At 74.0% G+C, this 18,177-nt stretch carries 2 protein-coding genes; both read right to left on the reverse strand.

From position 1 onward, the window contains the following. Positions 1-23: 23 nt before the first annotated feature. Entirely contained in the window at positions 24-4,892 is a 4,869-nt protein-coding gene (locus MID12_RS32035) for a type I polyketide synthase (RefSeq protein ID WP_263172740.1), read from the reverse strand. Then, positions 4,892-18,076 carry a type I polyketide synthase gene (locus MID12_RS32040; RefSeq protein WP_263172743.1) on the reverse strand — a complete coding sequence of 4,395 codons (13,185 nt, stop codon included), beginning with the start codon at positions 18,074-18,076 and terminating at the stop codon, positions 4,892-4,894. The genes MID12_RS32035 and MID12_RS32040 overlap by 1 nt, the downstream gene beginning before the upstream one ends. Positions 18,077-18,177 lie beyond the last annotated feature (101 nt).

An 18,177-nucleotide genomic window follows, 5' to 3' on the forward strand; every position in this document is an offset into this window, starting at 1 on the left:
GCCGAAGCGGGAGACGTACGGGGTCACGAGGCGGCCAAGTCCTCGTCCAGCAGCGTGAACACGTCGTCGAGCAGCGCGAACATCTCCTCGTCGGTGGCCTCTTCGAGGTCGGCCCGCTCCAGCTGGGGAAGGACGGAGCGGATGCCGGGCAGGTCCGCGGCACCGGTCGGCAAGGAGCCGGTACGGGGCAGCAGTTCCTCGCGCAGCAGCTGGGCGAGATCGTCCGCGGTGGGGTAGTCGAAGACGAGGGTCACCGGCAGCCGCAGCCCGGTGGCCGCGCCGAGCCGGTTGCGCAGATCGACGGCGGTCAGCGAGTCGAAGCCCAACTCCTTGAAGGCGCGGCCCGCTTCGATGGCACCGGCGTCCGCGTAGCCGAGCGCGGCGGCGGCCTGCTCGGCGACCAGCTGGGCCATCGCGCTGTCCTGGTCGGCCGGGTCCAGCGCGGCGAGCCGGGCCCGCAGCGCACCGCCGCCCGCCTCCTCCGCCTCCGCACCCGATGCCTGGGCCGGATCGCCGGGGGCGATCTCGGCGAGCAGCGGCAGCGGCCGGGTGGCCGAAAGGGAGGGCGCGAAGCGTTCCCAGTCCAGGTCCGCGACGACCAGGAAGCCGTCGCCCGCGGAGACCGAGCGGCCCAGGATCCCGGTGGCCTGCTCGCCGTCGAGCAGGCGCACTCCGCGGCGCCGCAACTGCTCGGCCACGTCCGCGCCGAGCATGCCGCCGTCCGCCCAGGCACTCCAGGCGATCGAGACACCGGGCAGCCCGTCGCCGCGCCGGCGGCGGGCCAGGGCGTCCACAAAGGCGTTGGCGGCCGCGTAGTTGGCCTGCCCGGCCGCGCCCAGGGTCCCGGCGATCGAGGACAGCACGACGAAGGCGTCGAGCTGAAGGCCCCGCTCGCGGGTGAGGTCGTCCAGGTTCCGCGCACCGGCCACCTTGGGCCGCAGCACCCTGGCCGTCTGCTCCACGGTGAGCGCGTCCACGGTGGCGTCCTCCAGCGCGCCCGCCGCGTGCACCACCGCGGTCAGCGCCGACCCGCCCTCGGCGGACGAGCCGTCGTCCTCGGCGAGGGAGTCGAACAGCGCCTCCAGGGCTTCGCGGTCGGCGACGTCGCAGGCGGCGATCGTCACCTTCGCGCCCAGCTCGGCCAGTTCGGCTTCGAGGGCTTCCGCGCCGGGGGCTTCCGGCCCGCGGCGCCCGGCCAGCACCAGGTGGGCGGCGCCGTTGCGGGCGAGCCAGCGGGCGATCTGCGCGCCGACGCCGCCGGTACCGCCGGTGACCAGGACGGTGCCCCGCGGGCGCCAGCCCTCGGTCGCCGCGTCCGCACCCGCCCGCCGCAGCCGCCGGGCCAGCAGCCCCGAGGGACGTACGGCGAGCTGGTCCTCACCGTCCTGCCCCAGCGCGGCCACCAGCAACTCGCCCGCGTACGCGTCCCGTTGTGCGGGCAGGTCCACCAACCCGCCCCAGCGCTGCGGGTGTTCGAGGGCCACCACCGCGCCCAGACCCCACAGCAGGGCCTGACCGGGTGCGGCCAGATGGTCGGCGCCGCCGGTGGAGACCGCGCCCCGGGTCAGGCACCACAGCGGCGCCTCGATCCCCGCGGCGGTGAGCGCCTGCACCAGGGCCAGCGTGGCGGCCACCGCGGCCGACACCTCGGGGTGCGCGGGGTGCGGGGCCTCGTCCAGGGCCAGCAGCGACAGCACCCCGCCCGGCGCGCCGCCGCCCAGGGCCTCGGTCAGCCGGGCGGCCAGCGCACCGCGCTCCTCGTCACCCACCGGTACGGTCACCACCGTGGCCCCGGCCCCGCTCAGCCACCCGGCGACCTCCTCGACGAGATCTCCGGCCGGTGCGTCGGGAACCGCGAGCAGCCAAGTGCCGCTCAGCGCGGGGGAGTCGGCGCCCGCCACGGGCTGCCAGCCGATCCGGTAGCGCCAGGAGTCCTGCGCCGCCTGGTCGTTGCGGCGCGCCCGCCACGCGGACAGCAGCGGAACGACCGCGCTGAGCGGCGCCTCGGGATCGGTGCCCAGAGCCGAGGTCAGCGCCTCGAGGTCCGCGTTCTCGACGGCCGCCCAGAAGTCCGCCTCCGGCGCACTGCCGGAGGGGGTGTGCTGCGGCTGCACCCAATAGCGCTCCCGCTGGAACGGGTAGGTGGGCAGGTCCACCTGCGGACCCCGCGGCCCGGCGAACAGCGCCGGCCAGTCGACCTCCGCGCCCTGCACATAGGCCTGCGCCAGCGCCAGCAGCATCCGCTGCGGTCCGCCCTCCGTACGCCGCAGCGTGCCGAGGACACCGGCCTGGCTCTCGGCCGACTCGACCGTCGCCTCGATCGCCGCCGTCAGCACCGGATGCGGACTCACCTCCACGAACAGCCGGTGCCCGCCCGCGAGCAGCCCCCGGGTGGCCTCCTCCAGGCGCACCGTCTCGCGCAGATTGCGCGTCCAGTACGCGGCGTCCAGCCCCGCGGTGTCCAACAGCCGCCCGGTCACGGTCGAGTGGAAGGCGACCCGGGCACTGCGCGGCCTGATCGGCGCGAGAACGGTCAGCAGTTCCTCGCGCAGTTCTTCGACGTGGGCGGAGTGGGAGGCGTAGTCGACGGGGATGATTTTGGCGCGGATGCCGTCGGCTTCGCAGGCTTCTTGGAGTTCTCGTAGGGCGTCGGGTTCGCCGGAGACGACTGTGGAGGCGGGTCCGTTGACGGCGGCGAGGGATAGGGTTCCGTCCCAGGCGGTGAGGCGTTCGCGTACTTGGTCTGCGGGTTGGGAGACGGACATCATGCCGCCGCGTCCGGCGAGTTGGCGGCCGATGGCCTGGGAGCGCAGGGCGACGACGCGTGCGCCGTCCTGGAGGGAGAGGGCTCCGGCGACGACGGCTGCGGCGATCTCGCCCTGGGAGTGTCCGACGACGGCGGCGGGGGTGACACCGCAGGCCCGCCATACCTCGGCAAGCGAGATCATGATGGCCCACAGGGCGGGTTGGACGACGTCCACCCGTTCCAGTGAGGGTGCGCCTTCGGTTTCGCGCAGGACGTCGGTCAGGGACCAGTCCACGAACTCCGCGAGTGCGGACTCGCATTCGGCGAGGCGGGTGGCGAACACGGGGGAGGAGTCGAGGAGTTCGACGGCCATGCCCGCCCACTGCGAGCCCTGCCCCGGGAAGACGAACACCGGGCGGACCTCGGGCACCGTCACGCCCGTGCCCCGTTCCGTGTGCGGCGCCAAGCCGCCCGCGGCGAGGGCCTTGAGGCCGCTGAGCAGGCGGGAGCGGTCCTCGCCCACCACCACGGCCCGGTACTCGAAGGCCGAACGCCCGGTGGCCAGCGCCCGGCCCAGGGCGGCCGGGGACAGCTCCGGGTCCTCGTCCACCCGGGTGAGCAACTGCCGCGCCTGAGCGCGCAGTGCCGCCTCGCTGCGTCCGGAGAACATCACCGGGACGACCGCACCGCCCAGCACACCCGGCTGCCCGGTCTCCGGCGCGTCCTGCTGCCCGCTCTCGGGCAACTCCTCGTGCGGCGGGGCCTGTTCGAGGATGATGTGGGCGTTGGTGCCGCTCACCCCGAAGGCCGAGACCCCGGCCCGGCGCGGCCGCTCGTGCTGCGGCCAGGGGCGGGCCTCGGTCAGCAACTCCACTGCGCCGGAAGCCCAGTTCACCGCCGGGGAAGGCTCCTCGGAGTGCAATGTCCTGGGCAGGATCCCGTGCTGGAGGGCCATGACGGTCTTGATGACGCCGCCGACTCCGGCGGCGGCCTGGGTGTGCCCGATGTTCGACTTGAGCGAGCCCAGCCACAGCGGGTCGCCGTCGCCGCGGTCCTTGCCGTAGGTGGCGAGCAGGGCGTTCGCCTCGATCGGGTCGCCGAGGGAGGTGCCGGTGCCGTGTGCCTCGACCGCGTCGACCTCGGCCACCGTGAGCCCGGCCTCCGACAGCGCGGCCTCGATGACGCGGCGCTGGGCGGGCCCGTTGGGCGCCGAGAGGCCGTTGCTCGCACCGTCCTGGTTGATCGCGCTGCCGCGCAGCACCGCGAGGACCCGGTGCCCGTTGCGGCGGGCGTCCGAGAGGCGCTCCAGGAGCACCATGCCGGCGCCCTCGCCCCAGCCGGTGCCGTCCGCGCCCGCGCCGAAGGACTTGCAGCGGCCGTCCGCGGACAGCCCGCGCTGATGGCTGAACTCCACGAAGACACCCGGCGTGGACATGATGGCCGCCCCGCCCGCCAGCGCGAGCGAGCACTCGCCCCGGCGCAGCGACTGCGCCGCCAGATGCATCGTCACCAGCGAGGACGAGCACGCCGTGTCCAGGGTGATCGCCGGTCCCTCGAGACCCAGGGTGTACGAGATCCGGCCGGAGGCCACGCTCGTGACATTGCCGATGAGCAGATGGCCTTCGACGCTCTTGTCCGCGTACTGCGGATCGCCGCCGTACTGGAAGGAGGCGAGCCCCACGAACACCCCGGACCTGCTGCCCTTGAGGCTCAGCGGGTCGATGCCCGCCCGCTCCACGGCCTCCCAGGACACCTCCAGGAGCAGCCGCTGCTGGGGGTCCATGCCCGCCGCCTCGCGCGGGGAGATCCCGAAGAACGCCGGGTCGAAGCGGTCCGCGTCGTGGACGAAGCCGCCCTCGCGGGTGTTGCAGGTGCCCGAGCGGCCGGGGTCGGGATCGTAGAGGGACTCCAGGTCCCAGCCGCGGCCCGCGGGGAAGGCGGAGACGGCGTCGCGGCCGCCCGCCACCAGCTCCCACAGGTCCTCGGGGGAGCGCACCTGGCCGGGGAAGCGGCAGGCCATCGACACGATCGCGATGGGCTCGCGCTCCTTGGCCTCCGCCTCCTCCAGGCGGCCCCGGGCCTCCTTGAGGTCGGAGGAGACGCGCTTGAGGTAGGTGAGGAGTTTCTCCTCGTTCTCACTGGCCATCAGGAAGCCCCGAATTCGTTGTCGATGAAGTCGAAGACCTCGTCGGCGGTTGCGGATATGAGAGAGGAGTCCACGGAGCCGGCACCCTGCTCCGGCGGCGCGCCCAGCTTGGCCACCAGCGCGTGCAGCCGCCCGGCCAGCCGGTCGCGTACCGCCTCGTCGGCCAGCAGCTCCGGCAGCGCCGACTCCCACTTGTCCAGGTCCTCGAAGACGCTGAGCGCCTCGTCCGGGCGGCCGCGCAGCAGTTCCTCGCGCAGATATCCCGCCAGCGGCGCGGGCGCGGGATAGTCGAAGACGAGCGTGGCCGGCAGCTCCAGGCCGGTCAGCGCGCCGAGCCGGTTGCGCAGCTCCACGGAGGTCAGCGAGTCGATGCCCAGCTCCTTGAAGGCGCGCCCGGTGGCGACCACCTCCGGCGAACTGTGCCCGAGCACCGCCGCGGTCTGGGCGTGCACCAGATCCCGCAGCGCCCGCTCCACCTCCTGGGCGGGCAGCCCGGCCAGGCCCTCGAGGAAGCCGTGCGCCTCCTCCTCGGCCCACTCGCTCTCCCCGGCGGCCGGCGCGGCCAGCACGGCGCGCACCTCCGCCAGCTCCCCGAGCAGCGGCCGGGACCGCGCCGAGGTGAAGCCGGGCACGAACCGCTCCCAGCGCACATCCGCCACCACCAGCGAGGTCTCCTGGCCCTCCAGGGCCTCGGTCAGCGCGGCCACCGCCAGGCGGGGTTCCATCGCGGGCAGCCCGCGGCGGCTCAGATGCTCGGCCACCTCGCCCTGCTCGATCATCCCCTCGTCCGCCCAGGGCCCCCAGGCCACCGAGGTGGCCGGAAGCCCGCGGGCGCGGCGGTGCTCGGCAAGGGCGTCCAGCTGCGCGTTGGCGGCGGCATAGGCGCTCTGCCCGCCGCTGCCCCAGGTCGCGGCGATCGAGGAGAACAGCACGAAGGCCTCGAGGCGCTCCGGGTCGAGGAGTTCGTCCAGATACCCGGCGCCGCGCACCTTGCCGTCGGCCATCCGCGCGAAGTCGGCCGGTGCGCTCTGCGCGAGCTGCGCGAACTCCACTACCCCGGCGGCGTGGAAGACCGCCCGCACCGCCTCGCCGTCGGCCGTGACCTGCTCGATCAGCGCCGCGACCTCGGACCGCTCGGCCATGTCGCAGGCCGCGACCGTCACCCGGTCCGCACCCAGCGCGAGCAGCTCCTCGCGCAGTTCCGCGGCACCGGGCGCCGCCTCGCCGCGGCGGCTGGTCAGCACCAGGTGCCCGGCACCGCCGCGGGCCAGACGGCGCGCCACCTGCGCACCCAGACCGCCGGTACCGCCGGTGATCAGCACCGTGCCGTGCGGCGTGAAGCCCTTCTCGCCCGTATCCCGCACCGGCGCCTTCACCAGCCGCCGCACCAGCACCCCGCCGTCGCGCAGGGCGAGTTGGTCCTCCACCCCGCTCGGCCCCTCAAGTCCTGACAGGATCGCGCACAAGCGGTCGGCGGCCCGCGCGTCCAGATGCGCGCCCAGGTCAACCAGGCCGCCCCAGCGCTGCGGATGCTCCAGCGCCACGACCCGGCCCATGCCCCAAGTGGCCGCCTGCGTCCAGCCGTTCAGCGGATCCGAGGGGCCCACCGACACCGCTCCCCGGGTGGCCAGCCACAGCGGCGCGGCGATCCCCGCCTCACCGAGCGCCTGCACCAGCGCGAGATTGCCCACCAGACCGGCCGACAGACTCGGATGCTCCGGGTACGGGGTCTCGTCCAGGGCAAGCAGCGAGAGCACTCCCGCGAACCTGCCCTCGGCGGCGGCCTCCCGCAGCCGCCCGGCCAGCTCCACCGGTTCCTGCCCTGCCACCGGGAAGGGCACCACCCGCGCGCCCCGCTCCCGGAGCCCGCTCAGTACCCACTCCACCGGCCCGCTCGCGGCCTGCGCGGCGGGTACGGCCACCAGCCAACCGCCCGAGAGTGAGGGCTGCCCGCTGTCGGCCACCGGGTACCAACTCACCCGGTAGCGCCAGGAGTCCAGCACCGCCCGGTCGCTCTGGCCGCGGCGCCAGGAGGACAGCGCGGGCACCAGCTCACCCAGCCGGGTGCGCTCATCGACTCGCAGGGCGGCCGTCAGCTCGGCCAGATCCTCCCGCTCCACCGCGTCCCAGAACCGCGCCTCCACGGACCCGGCCCCGGCAGCCGCCTCGGAGCCGGTCTCCTCGGGCGCGGCGAACCAGTACCGCTTGCGCTGGAAGGCGTACGTGGGCAGCTCGACGCGCTGTGCACCGCGCCCTTGGTAGAGCTTGTGCCAGTCCAAGTCGCCGCCGTGGGCGTGGAGTTGCCCGAGCGCGGCGAACAGGGCCTCGGCCTCGGGCCGGTCCTTGCGCAGCAGCGGTACGAACGCCGCACCCGCACCCGCACCCGTGCCCGTACCTGCGCCCGCGCCCGTGCCGTTGCCGGTCCCGGTGTCGGGGAGGCTTTCGCGGGCCATCGCGGCCAGGACGCCCGCGGGGCCGACCTCCACGAAGCGTGCGACGTCCTGACCGTGCAGATAGCGGACCCCGTCGGCGAATCGGACGGCTTGGCGGACGTGGCGTACCCAGTAGTCGGGGGTGGCGATGTCGTCGTCGGCGAGGGTGCCGGTGACGTTGGAGACGACGGGGAGGTGGGGGGTGTGGTAGGTGAGGGTGGCCGCGAGCTTGCCGAACTCCGCGAGCATGGGCTCCATCAGCGGTGAGTGGAAGGCGTGGGAGACGCGAAGTCGCTTGGTCTTGGCGCCTGTTGCTTCGGCGATCTGAAGGACGCTCGCTTCGTCGCCTGAAATCACTGTCGAGGCCGGGCCGTTGATGGCGGCGATGCTCACCCGGTCTTCGTAGCCGTCCAGATGGGGCAGGAGGTCGGCTTCGGGTAGTTGGAGGGACACCATGGCGCCGCCTTCGGGCAGTGCCTGCATCAGGCGGCCGCGAGCGGCGGTGAGTGTGGCGGCGTCTTCGAGGGAGAGCACTCCGGCGATGTGTGCGGCGGCGATCTCTCCGATGGAGTGGCCCATGACGAAGTCCGGTGCCACGCCCCACGATTCGAGGAGCCGGTACAGGGCTACTTCGAGGGCGAAGAGGCCGCTCTGCGTGGACACCGTGCGATCCAGCGCGTCGGCGTCCTGTCCGAAGACGACGTCGCGTACGGGGGTGTCCAGGTGGCGGTCGAGTTCCGCGCACACCGCGTCGAACGCCGCGGCGAAGACGGGGAACGTCTCGTACAACTCGCTGCCCATGCCCAGTCGTTGAGCGCCCTGCCCGGTGAACAGGAAAGCGGTGCGGCCCTCCTGAGTGGTGGTGCCGGGGGTCATTCCGGTGGCGAGTTGCCCCAGTTCCGCGAGGAGTTGCTCGCGGTCGGTGCCGACGAGGACGGCGCGGTGGTCGAGGGCGGCGCGGCTGGTGGCCAGCGAGTAGCCGATGTCCAGGGGGTGCAGTTCGGGACGGTTCTGGAGGTGGGTGTGCAGGCGGGCCGCCTGGGCGCGCAGGGCCGCGGCGGTGTGACCGGAGAGCGGCCAAGTGAGCGGCCACGAAGCGTGGTTGAGGGAACTGCCCTCGGTGGTGGCTTCCTCCGGGGTGATCTCCTCGACCGGTTCGGCGGGGGGCGCCTCTTCGAGGATCAGGTGGGCGTTGGTGCCGCTGATGCCGAAGGCGGAGACCCCGGCGCGGCGTACGCGTTCCGAGCGCGGCCACGGACGGGCCTCGGTCAGCAGCTCGACCTCGCCCGCCGACCAGTCCACGTGCGGGGTGGGCGCCTTGACGTGCAGGGTGCGCGGCAGCAGACCGTGCCGCATCGCCATGACCATCTTGATGATGCCGGCACCGCCCGCCGCGCCCTGGGTGTGCCCGATGTTGGATTTCAACGCGCCGAGCCACAGCGGCCGTTCGCTCTCCCGGCCCTGCCCGTAGGTCGCCAGGATCGCCTGGGCCTCGATGGGGTCGCCGAGGCGGGTGCCGGTGCCGTGCGCCTCCACCGCGTCCACCTCGTCGGCGCTCAGCCCGGCGTGGGCGAGGGCCTGGCGGATGACGCGCTGCTGGGACGGTCCGTTGGGCGCGGTGAGGCCGTTGCTGGCACCGTCCTGGTTGACGGCCGATCCCCGTACCAGGGCGAGGACTTCGTGACCGTTGCGCCGCGCGTCCGACAGGCGCTCCAGGAGGACCATGCTGACGCCCTCGCCCCAGCTGGTGCCGTCGGTGTCGGAGGAGAAGGCCTTGGAGCGGCCGTCCGGGGCCAGTCCGCGCTGGCGGCTGAACTCCACGAACAGGCTGGGCGTGGACATCATCGTCGTGCCGCCCGCGAGCGCGAGGGTGCACTCGCCCTGCCGCAGCGCCTGTGCGGCCTGGTGGATGGCCACCAGGGAGGAGGAGCAGGCGGTGTCGAGGGTGAGCGCCGGGCCCTCCCAGCCGAGTGAGTAGGCGATGCGTCCGGAGACCACGCTGGCCGCCTTGCCGGTCAGCAGGTAGCCCTCCATCTCCTCGGGGATCTCCCGCAGTTGGGAGGCGTAGTCCTGCCCGGTGCTGCCGATGAACACCCCGGCCGCGGTGCCCCGGGTGGAGTGCGGGTCGATGCCCGCGCGCTCCAGCGCCTCCCAGCTCGTCTCCAGGAGCAGCCGCTGCTGGGGGTCCATCGCCAGGGCCTCGCGGGGCGATATGCCGAAGAAGTCCGCGTCGAAGTCGTAGGCGTCGTAGAGGAAGCCCCCCTCCTTGGCGTAACTGCGGCCCGGCGTACCGGGGTTGGGGTCGTACAGCTCCTCGACGTCCCAGCCGCGGTCGCCCGGGAAGCCGGAGATGACATCGCGGCCCTCCGCCACCAGCTCCCACAGCTCCTCGGGGCTGCGGGCGCCGCCGGGCAGGCGGCAGCTCATCGCCACGATGGCGATCGGATCGTCCGCGTCGGCGCCCCGCACCGGAGCGCTCACCTCGACGGCGGCCGCCTCCTCGCCCAGCGCCTCGGTGCGCAGATGGCCGACGAGGACGGCGGGCGTCGGGTAGTCGAAGAGCAGGGTGGCCGGCAGCCGCAGCCCGGTGGCCGCGTTGAGCCGGTTGCGCAGCTCGACCGCGGTCAGCGAGTCGAAGCCCACCTCGCGGAAGGCGCGCCCGGCCGCGATGTCCTCCGGCGAGGCCAGTCCCAGGACGGCCGCGGCGTGTTCCCGTACCAGATCCAGCAGGAACGACTCCCGCATGGCCGGTGCCAGTGCCGCCAGGGTCGCGCCGAAGGAGGTGTCCTGCTCCTGGCCCGTCCGGGCCCGCACCAGGCGGCGCGGCGGTGTGTGCACCAGGCCGCGCAGCCAGGCCGGAGGTGTCTCGCCCCCCGCGGCGCGCCTGCGCAGCTCCGTGAGGTCGAGGAGGACCGGTACCAGGGTGGCGTCCCCGGCGGTGCGTGCGGCGTCGAAGAGTTCCATGCCCAGTGTGCTGGGCAGCGGGCGGACACCCGAGCGTGCCATGCGCTGCACATCGGCCTCGGCCAGATGCCCGCTCATGCCGCTGGCCTGCTCCCACAGGCCCCAGGCCAGCGACTGCCCGCTCAGTCCGCGCGCCCGGCGGTGCTGGGCCAGCGCGTCCAGGAAGGCGTTGGCGGCCGCGTAGTTGGCCTGTCCGGCGTTGCCGATCGTCGCGACGACGGAGGAGTACAGCACGAACGCGGCGAGGTCCGCCTCCGCCGTCAGCTCGTGCAGGTTCTGCGCGGCGTCGGCCTTGGGCCGCAGCACCGCGTCGAGGCGTTCGGGGGTGAGCGCGTCGACGACGCCGTCGTCGAGGACACCGGCCGCGTGGAAGACACCGGTCAGCGGGTGCGCGGCGGGGATCTCCGCAAGCAGCCGGGCGAGTGCCTCCCGGTCGGCCGCGTCGCAGGCGGCGACCGTGACCGTGGCGCCCGAGGCGCCGAGTTCCGTGCGCAGTTCGTCCATGCCCTCGGCGGCCGGGCCGCGCCTGCTGATCAGCAGCAGCCGCCGTACACCGTGCACGGTGACCAGATGCCGGGCCAGCAGGCCGCCCAGCGTGCCGGTGGCACCGGTGATCAGTACGGTGCCCTCCGGGTCCAGCGCACGACCCGCCGCCTCGGCGGCCTCGGCGTTCGCTGCGGTGCGGGCCAGCCGGGGGACCCGGATCTCGCCCGCGCGTATCGCGCACTGCTCCTCGCCCGAGGTCAGGGCGGCTCGCAGGGCAGGCGCGGAGCCCGGATGCCCGTCGAGGTCGACCAGGACGAAGCGGCCCGGATGCTCGGACTGGGCGGAGCGCACCAGACCCCAGACCGCGGCGTGCGCCACGTCCGGAACCTCTTCGCCCTCGACCGCCGCGAGCGCGCCGCGGGTGACGAACACCAGCCGGGTGTCGGCGAGTTGCTCCTCGGCGATCCACCGCTGGATCAGCGCGAGCGCCCGGTGGGCGGCCTCGTGCGCCGCCTCGGCCACCTGGTCCCCGCCGGCGGTGAGCGGAACCAGCACCGCCTGCGGCGCCTGCTCCGACTCCTCGAAGACCTGCGCCCCGGTTGCCGCGCCCAGGGCGAGCGTGTCCTCACCGAGAACGGCAAGGCGCGCCTCTTGGCCGCCCTCGGCGCGCAGTACGGGCCATCCGAGCCGGAACAGTGAGGGATGCCGCCCCGAGTTGCCCGCCAACTCGCCCTCGTCGAGCGCCCGCAGGGTCACCGACTCGGCGGTGACCACCGCACGGCCCTCGGCGTCCTGGGCGGCGAGCGCGAAGGCGCCCGCGCCCACCGGGCTCAGCCGCACCCGCAGCGCCGAAGCCCCGCCCGCGTGCAGCACCAGCCCCCGCCACTGGGAGGCCAGCCGCAACCCGCCCGGCACATCCGGGAGTTCCAGCCCGGCCAGCACCGATTCCAGCAGAACCGGGTGCAGCGCGTAGGCCGCCGCCTCGGCCGACTCCGCCTCGTTCAGGGCGACTTCGGCGAACACCTCCTGGCCAAGCCGCCAGGCGCCGACCGCACCGGCCACCGGCACCGCACCCGCCGGAGGCCACACGGCAGATCCGTCGCCGAACTCCCCACCAGCGGCGTCGACGTGGGCGCCGCCGTCGGTGGTGAGCACCGCGGTGGCGTGCGCCGTCCACGGCTCGTCGGCGTCCGCGCCCTGCGCCCGGGCGTGCACGCTCACGTCCCGCCGCCCCTGCTCGTCGGGCGCACCCACCCGCACCTGGAGCAGCACGGCTCCCCGCGCGGGCAGCAACAGCGGTGCGGACAAGGAGAGTTCGTCGATACGCGGGCAGCCGCAGCGGTCACCCGCCTGCACGGCCAGCTCGGCGAACACGCTGCCGGGCACCACGGCCGTCCCGGACTCGGCGCCCTCGGCCAGCCAGGGCTGCCCCTGCGCGAGCAGCCGCCCGGTGAGCAGATACTCCTGCCCGCCCGCCAGCGCCACCACCGCGCCGAGCAGCGGATGCCCCGCCGCGTCGAGACCGGCCGCCGCCACCTCACCCGCGGCCACCGGCTTGTCCAGCCAGTAGCGCTGCCGCTGGAAGGGGTACGTCGGCAGCGCGATCCGCCGCGCGCCGCGCCCGGCGAACACCGCACCCCACTCGGGCGGCACACCCTGCGCGTAGGCCTCGGCGAAGGCACCCGCGAAACGCTCCCGGCCGCCCTCCTCGCGGCGCAGGGTGCCCACCACCACCGCGTCCGCACCCACCGCCTCGATGGTCTGCTGCAGCGGCAGCGCCAGCATCGGATGCGGACTGCACTCGACGAAGGCGGTGTGCCCGTCGGCCAGCAGAGCCCGGCAGGTCCGCTCGAAGTCCACCGGCTCCCGCATATTGCGGTACCAGTACTCCGCCGTCAGCGCCGTCGTCTCCAGCGCCCCGCCGGTCACCGTCGAGTAGTACGCGATCCGGGAGGCGACCGGCGCCACCCCCGCCACCTCGCGCAGCAGCCGCTCCCGCAGCGCGTCCACCTGCGGGGAGTGCCCGGCGGTGTCCACCCCCGGGATCCGCCGCGACTTGACCCCGTCGGCCGACAGTTCGGCCATGAAGGCGTCCAGCGCCTCGGGGTCCCCGGACACCGTCACGGCACCGGGACTGTTCACCGCCGCGATGCCCAGCCGCTCGCTCCACGGCTCCAGCCGCTCGGCGACCGCCTCCGCGGAGTCGAGGACCGACAGCATGCCGCCCTTGCCGCTCAGCTCGTACCAGGCCTGGCTGCGCCGGGCCACCACCCGCGCGGCATCCTGAAGTGACAGACCCCCGGCCACGTACGCGGCGGCGATCTCGCCCTGCGAATGGCCCACCACCGCGACCGGTTCGACGCCGTGCGCCCGCCACAGCGCCGCCAGCGACACCATCACCGTGAACAGCGCGGGCTGCACCACATCGATCCGCGACAGCGAGGGCGCGCCCTCCTCCCCGCGCAGCACATCCCGCAACGACCAGTCCAGGAACGGCTCCAGGGCCTCCAGGCACGCCTCCAGCTGCGCCGCGAACACCGGCGAGGAATCCCACAGCGCCGAGGCCATGCCGATCCACTGCGAGCCCTGACCGGGGAAGACGAACACCGCTCCCCGGCCGCCGCCGCCCGCGCCCTGGGCCAGCTGCGGCGCACTGCCGCCCTGCGCCAGCGCCGCAAGACCGGCCAGCATCTCCTCGCGGTCCCGGCCGACGAGCGCGGCCCGGTGGTCGAACGCCGCCCGCCCGGTGGCCAGCGAGAAGGCCACATCCGCCAGGTCTGCGTGGGCCGACTCCGCGTCGGCCGACTCCGCGTCGGCCGGGTCCGAATCCGCCGGGTCCGTTCCGGGCGAGGCCGAGAGGTGAGTCAGAAGCTGCTCGGCACGCTCGCGCAGCGCCTGTTCGGTACGGCCGGACAGCACCCACGGCAGCACGAACGCGCCCGCCTCCGCGGCCTCCGCCTGCTCCTGCTCCGGTGCCTGCGGTTCGGGCTTCGGCTCCGGTGACTCCTGCGGCTCCAGGGGCGCCTGCTCCAGGATGGCGTGCGCGTTGGTGCCGCTGATGCCGAAGGAGGAGACACCCGCGCGCCGCGGCCTGCCCGCCTCCGGCCACGCCTGGGCCTCGGTCAGCAGTGCCACGGCGCCCGAGGACCAGTCCACATGCGGCGAGGGCTCCCGTACGTGCAGGGTTCTCGGCAGCACCCCGTGCCGCAGCGCCATCACCATCTTGATGACCCCGGCCACGCCCGCGGCCGCCTGCGGGTGGCCGACGTTCGACTTCAGCGAACCCAGCCACAGCGGACGCTGCGGCGAGTGGTCCTGCCCGTAGGTGGCGAGCAGCGCCCCCGCCTCGATCGGGTCGCCCAGCGAGGTGCCGGTGCCGTGCGCCTCGACGGCGTCGACCTCCTCGCCCGACAGGCCCGCGTCGGCGAGCGCCTGCCGGATGACCCGCTGCTGGGCCGGTCCGCTCGGCGCGGTCAGGCCGTTGCTCGCGCCGTCCTGGTTGGTGGCGCTGCCCCGTACCAGCGCGAGGACCTGGTGCCCGTTGCGCCGGGCGTCCGAGAGCCGCTCCAGGAGCACCATGCCCACGCCCTCGCCCCAGCCGGTGCCGTCGGCGTCGGAGGAGAACGCCTTGCACCGCCCGTCGGGCGAGAGCGCCTTCTGCCGGCTCAGCTCCACGAAGATGCCCGGGGACGACATCACCGTCGCACCGCCGGCCAGCGCCATCGAGCACTCGCCCTGCCGCAGCGACTGGCAGGCCAGGTGCAGGGCCACCAGCGAGGAGGAGCACGCCGTGTCCACCGTGACGGCCGGACCCTGAAGACCGAAGGTGTACGCGATACGGCCCGAGGCGACACTCGTCGTCCCGCCGGTGAGCAGATAGCCCTCCTGGCCCTCCGCCGCCTCGTCCATCCGCGGGCCGTAGTCCTGCGGCATCGCGCCGACGAACACCCCGGCCTCGCTGCCCTTGAGCACCGCCGGGTCGATCCCGGCCCGCTCGAAGGCCTCCCACGCCGTCTCCAGGAGCAGCCGCTGCTGCGGGTCCATCGCCTGCGCCTCGCGGGGGCTGATCCCGAAGAAGGCCGCGTCGAAGCGGTCCGCCTCGTACAGGAAGCCGCCCTCGCGGACGTAACTGGTGCCGTGGCGGCCCGGATCCGGGTCGTAGAGGCCCTCCAGGTCCCAGCCGCGGCCGGTGGGGAAGGCGGCGATGGCGTCCTCGCCCTCGCTGACCAGCCGCCACAGCTCCTCCGGGCTGCGCACCCCGCCGGGCAGGCGGCAGCTCATCGCGACGATCGCGATCGGCTCCTTGGCGGAGGCGGACCGCCGCACCACCGGGCGCGCGGTCCTCGCGCCGCGGGTGCCGGTGACGACCTGCTGCACATGCCGGGCCAGCGCGGCGGGCGTGGGGTGGTCGAAGAGGACCGCCCCGGCCAGCCTGCTGCCGGTCGCGGTGCTGAGCAGATCGCACAGCTCCACCGACATCAGCGAGTCGAAACCGAGGTCCTTGAAGACCTGCTCGGTGGGCACCGCCTCCGGTCCGCCGTGGCCCAGCACCCTCGCGGTCTGCGCCCGCACCAGCTCCAGCGCCGCCCGCTCCCGCTCCGCTTCCTCGCCCAGCGCGAGGTAGCGGTCCCGCCAGGACACCGGCGCCGCTTCCTCCGCCGCGCCGGGCAGCGGGCTGTCCAGCCAGTACCGCTTGCGCTGGAAGGCGTACGTGGGCAGCTCGACGCGCTGTGCACCGCGCCCCTGGTAGAGCTTGTGCCAGTCCAAGTCGCCGCCGTGGGCGTGGAGTTGCCCGAGCGCGGCGAACAGGGCCTCGGCCTCCGGCCGGTCCTTGCGCAGCAGCGGTACGAACGCCGCACCCGCACCCGCACCCGTGTCGGCGCCGGTGTCGGTCGCGGTGCGGGGGAGGCCTTCGCGGGCCATCGCGGTCAGGACGCCGCCGGGGCCCACTTCCACGAAGCGGGTCACCTCGCGGGCGGCCAACTCCGCGACGCCGTCGGCGAATCGGACGGCCTGGCGGACGTGGCGTACCCAGTAGTCGGGGGTGGCGATCTCGTCGTCGGCGAGGCCCCCGGTGACGTTGGAGACGACCGGGATACGGGGTGTGCGGTAGGTGAGCGAGGAGGCCACGGCGCCGAATTCGGCGAGCATGGGCTCCATGAGGGGTGAGTGGAAGGCGTGGGAGACGCGAAGTCGCTTGGTCTTGGCGCCGGTTGCCTCGGCGATCTCGAGGACGCTCGCCTCGTCGCCCGAAATCACCGTCGCCATGGGGCCGTTGATCGCGGCGATGCTCACGCGGTCTTCGTAGCCGTCCAGATGGGGTAGGAGGTCGGCCTCGGGCAGTTGCAGGGACACCATGGCGCCGCCCTCGGGCAGTGCCTGCATCAGGCGACCGCGAGCGGCGGTCAGGGCGGCGGCGTCTTCGAGGGAGAGCACTCCGGCGATGTGCGCGGCGGAGATCTCCCCGATGGAGTGGCCCATGACGAAGTCCGGTGCCACACCGAAGCAGTCGATCAGCCGGAAGAGGGCCACTTCGAGCGCGAACAGCGCGCTCTGCGTCGACACGGTGCGGTCGAGCGCGTCGGCGTCCTGTCCGAAGACGACGTCGCGTACGGGGATGTCCAGGTGCTGGTCGAGTTCCGCGCACACCGCGTCGAACGCCGCGGCGAACGCCGGGAACGTCTCGTACAACTCCCGTCCCATGCCCAGGCGTTGGGCGCCCTGCCCGGTGAAGAGGAAGGCGGTGCGGCCGTCCAGGGCGGTGGCGCCTGGTGCGGTGCCGGAGGCGAGGTGGTGCAGGTCCGCGAGGAGGGTGTCCCGGTCGCTGCCGGTGAGGACGGCGCGGTGGGCGAAGGCGGTACGGCTGGTGGCCAGCGAGTAGCCGACGTCCAGGGGGTGCAGCTCTGGGCGGCTCAGGAGGTGGGTGTGCAACCGGGCGGCCTGGGCGCGCAGGGCAGCTTCGCTGCGGCCGGCCAGCGGCCAGGCCACCTGCCGGGGCGGTACGGGGCGCTCGGGGGCGGCCTCGGCGGTTTCGCCGCGGGGGGCTTCCTCCAGGACGACGTGCACATTGGTGCCGCCCATGCCGAAGGAGCTGACGCCCGCGAGGCGCGGCAGTCCGGTGGGCGGGGTCCAGTCCTCGTGGGCGGTCTGGACGCGCAGACCGAGCTCGTCGAGCGGGATGGCGGGGTGCGGGCTCTCGTGGTTGAGGCTCGGGGGCAGCGCGCGGTGCACCAGGCTGAGCACCGTCTTGATGAGGCCGGTGATTCCGGCGGCGCCTTCCAGATGGCCCACGTTGGTCTTGACCGAGCCCACCCGCAGCGGGGTCTCGGCCGGGCGGCCCGCGCCCAGGACCTCGCCGAGCGCGCGGGCCTCCACGGGGTCGCCGGCCCGGGTGCCGGTGCCGTGCAGTTCCACGTACTGGACGGCGCCGGGGGCGATGCCGGCCTGGGCGCAGGCGGCGCGGAGCATGGACTCCTGGCCCTGGCGGGCGGGGGTGGTGAGGCTGTCGCCGCCTCCGTCGTTGTTGGTCTGCGAGCCGCGGATGACGCACAGCACCGGGTCCCCGTCGCGTTCGGCGTCCGCCAGGCGCTTGAGGACGACGAGGCCGCCGCCCTCGCCGCGGACGTAGCCGTTGGCGCGGGCGTCGAAGGTGAAGCAGCGGCCGTCGGGGGACAGGGCGCCGAAGGCGGAGGCGGCCAGGAAGCTGTCGGGGGCCAGGTTGAGCTGGACGCCGCCGGCCACCGCGGTCTCGCTCTCGCCGCGCCGCAGGCTCTCGCAGGCCAGGTGGACCGCGGTGAGGGAGGAGGACTGCCCGGTGTCCACCGCGACGCTGGGGCCGCGCAGACCGAGCGCGTAGGAGAGGCGGTTGGCGATGATGCCGCGGTTGAGGCCGGTCAGGGTGTGCTGGGTGACGCTGGTGCGCTCCCGGCGGGCGAGTGCCGCGTAGTCGTCCGCGATCGCGCCGATGAACACACCGGTGCGGCTCTCGCGCAGGGCGGCGGGGTCGGTGCCCGTGCTCTCCAGCGCCTCCCAGCACAGTTCCAGGGCCAGGCGCTGCTGGGGGTCCATGGCGAGCGCCTCGCGCGGGGAAATCCCGAAGAACTCGGGGTCGAACTCGTCGACCGCGTCGAGGAATCCGCCGAATCGAATACCGGCGTCTTCGAGTTCTGCCGCGTGCCGGTCGGCGGGTATCTCCGTAATAGCGCTGACGCCTTCGCGCAACAACTGCCAGAACTCGTCCGGAGTCGACGCGCCCGGGACGCGGCAAGCCATCCCGATGACGGCGATGTGCTCATCACGCATCACGGATTTATCCGACATCACGACCTCAGACTCTTCTCGAAAAGGTGGCGAGAACGAAGCGAAAGGGGCTGACCATGATTGATGATTGAGAGGCCGACGGT

Source organism: Streptomyces sp. SCSIO ZS0520, from assembly GCF_025643355.1.
Lineage (GTDB): Bacteria > Actinomycetota > Actinomycetes > Streptomycetales > Streptomycetaceae > Streptomyces > Streptomyces physcomitrii.

Excerpts from the sequence above, each read along its gene's own strand:
- MID12_RS32035 (WP_263172740.1), bottom strand. The coding sequence starts at position 4,892 with ATGGCCAGTGAGAACGAGGAGAAACTCCTCACCTACCTCAAGCGCGTC.
- MID12_RS32040 (WP_263172743.1), bottom strand. The coding sequence starts at position 18,076 with ATGCGTGATGAGCACATCGCCGTCATCGGGATGGCTTGCCGCGTCCCG.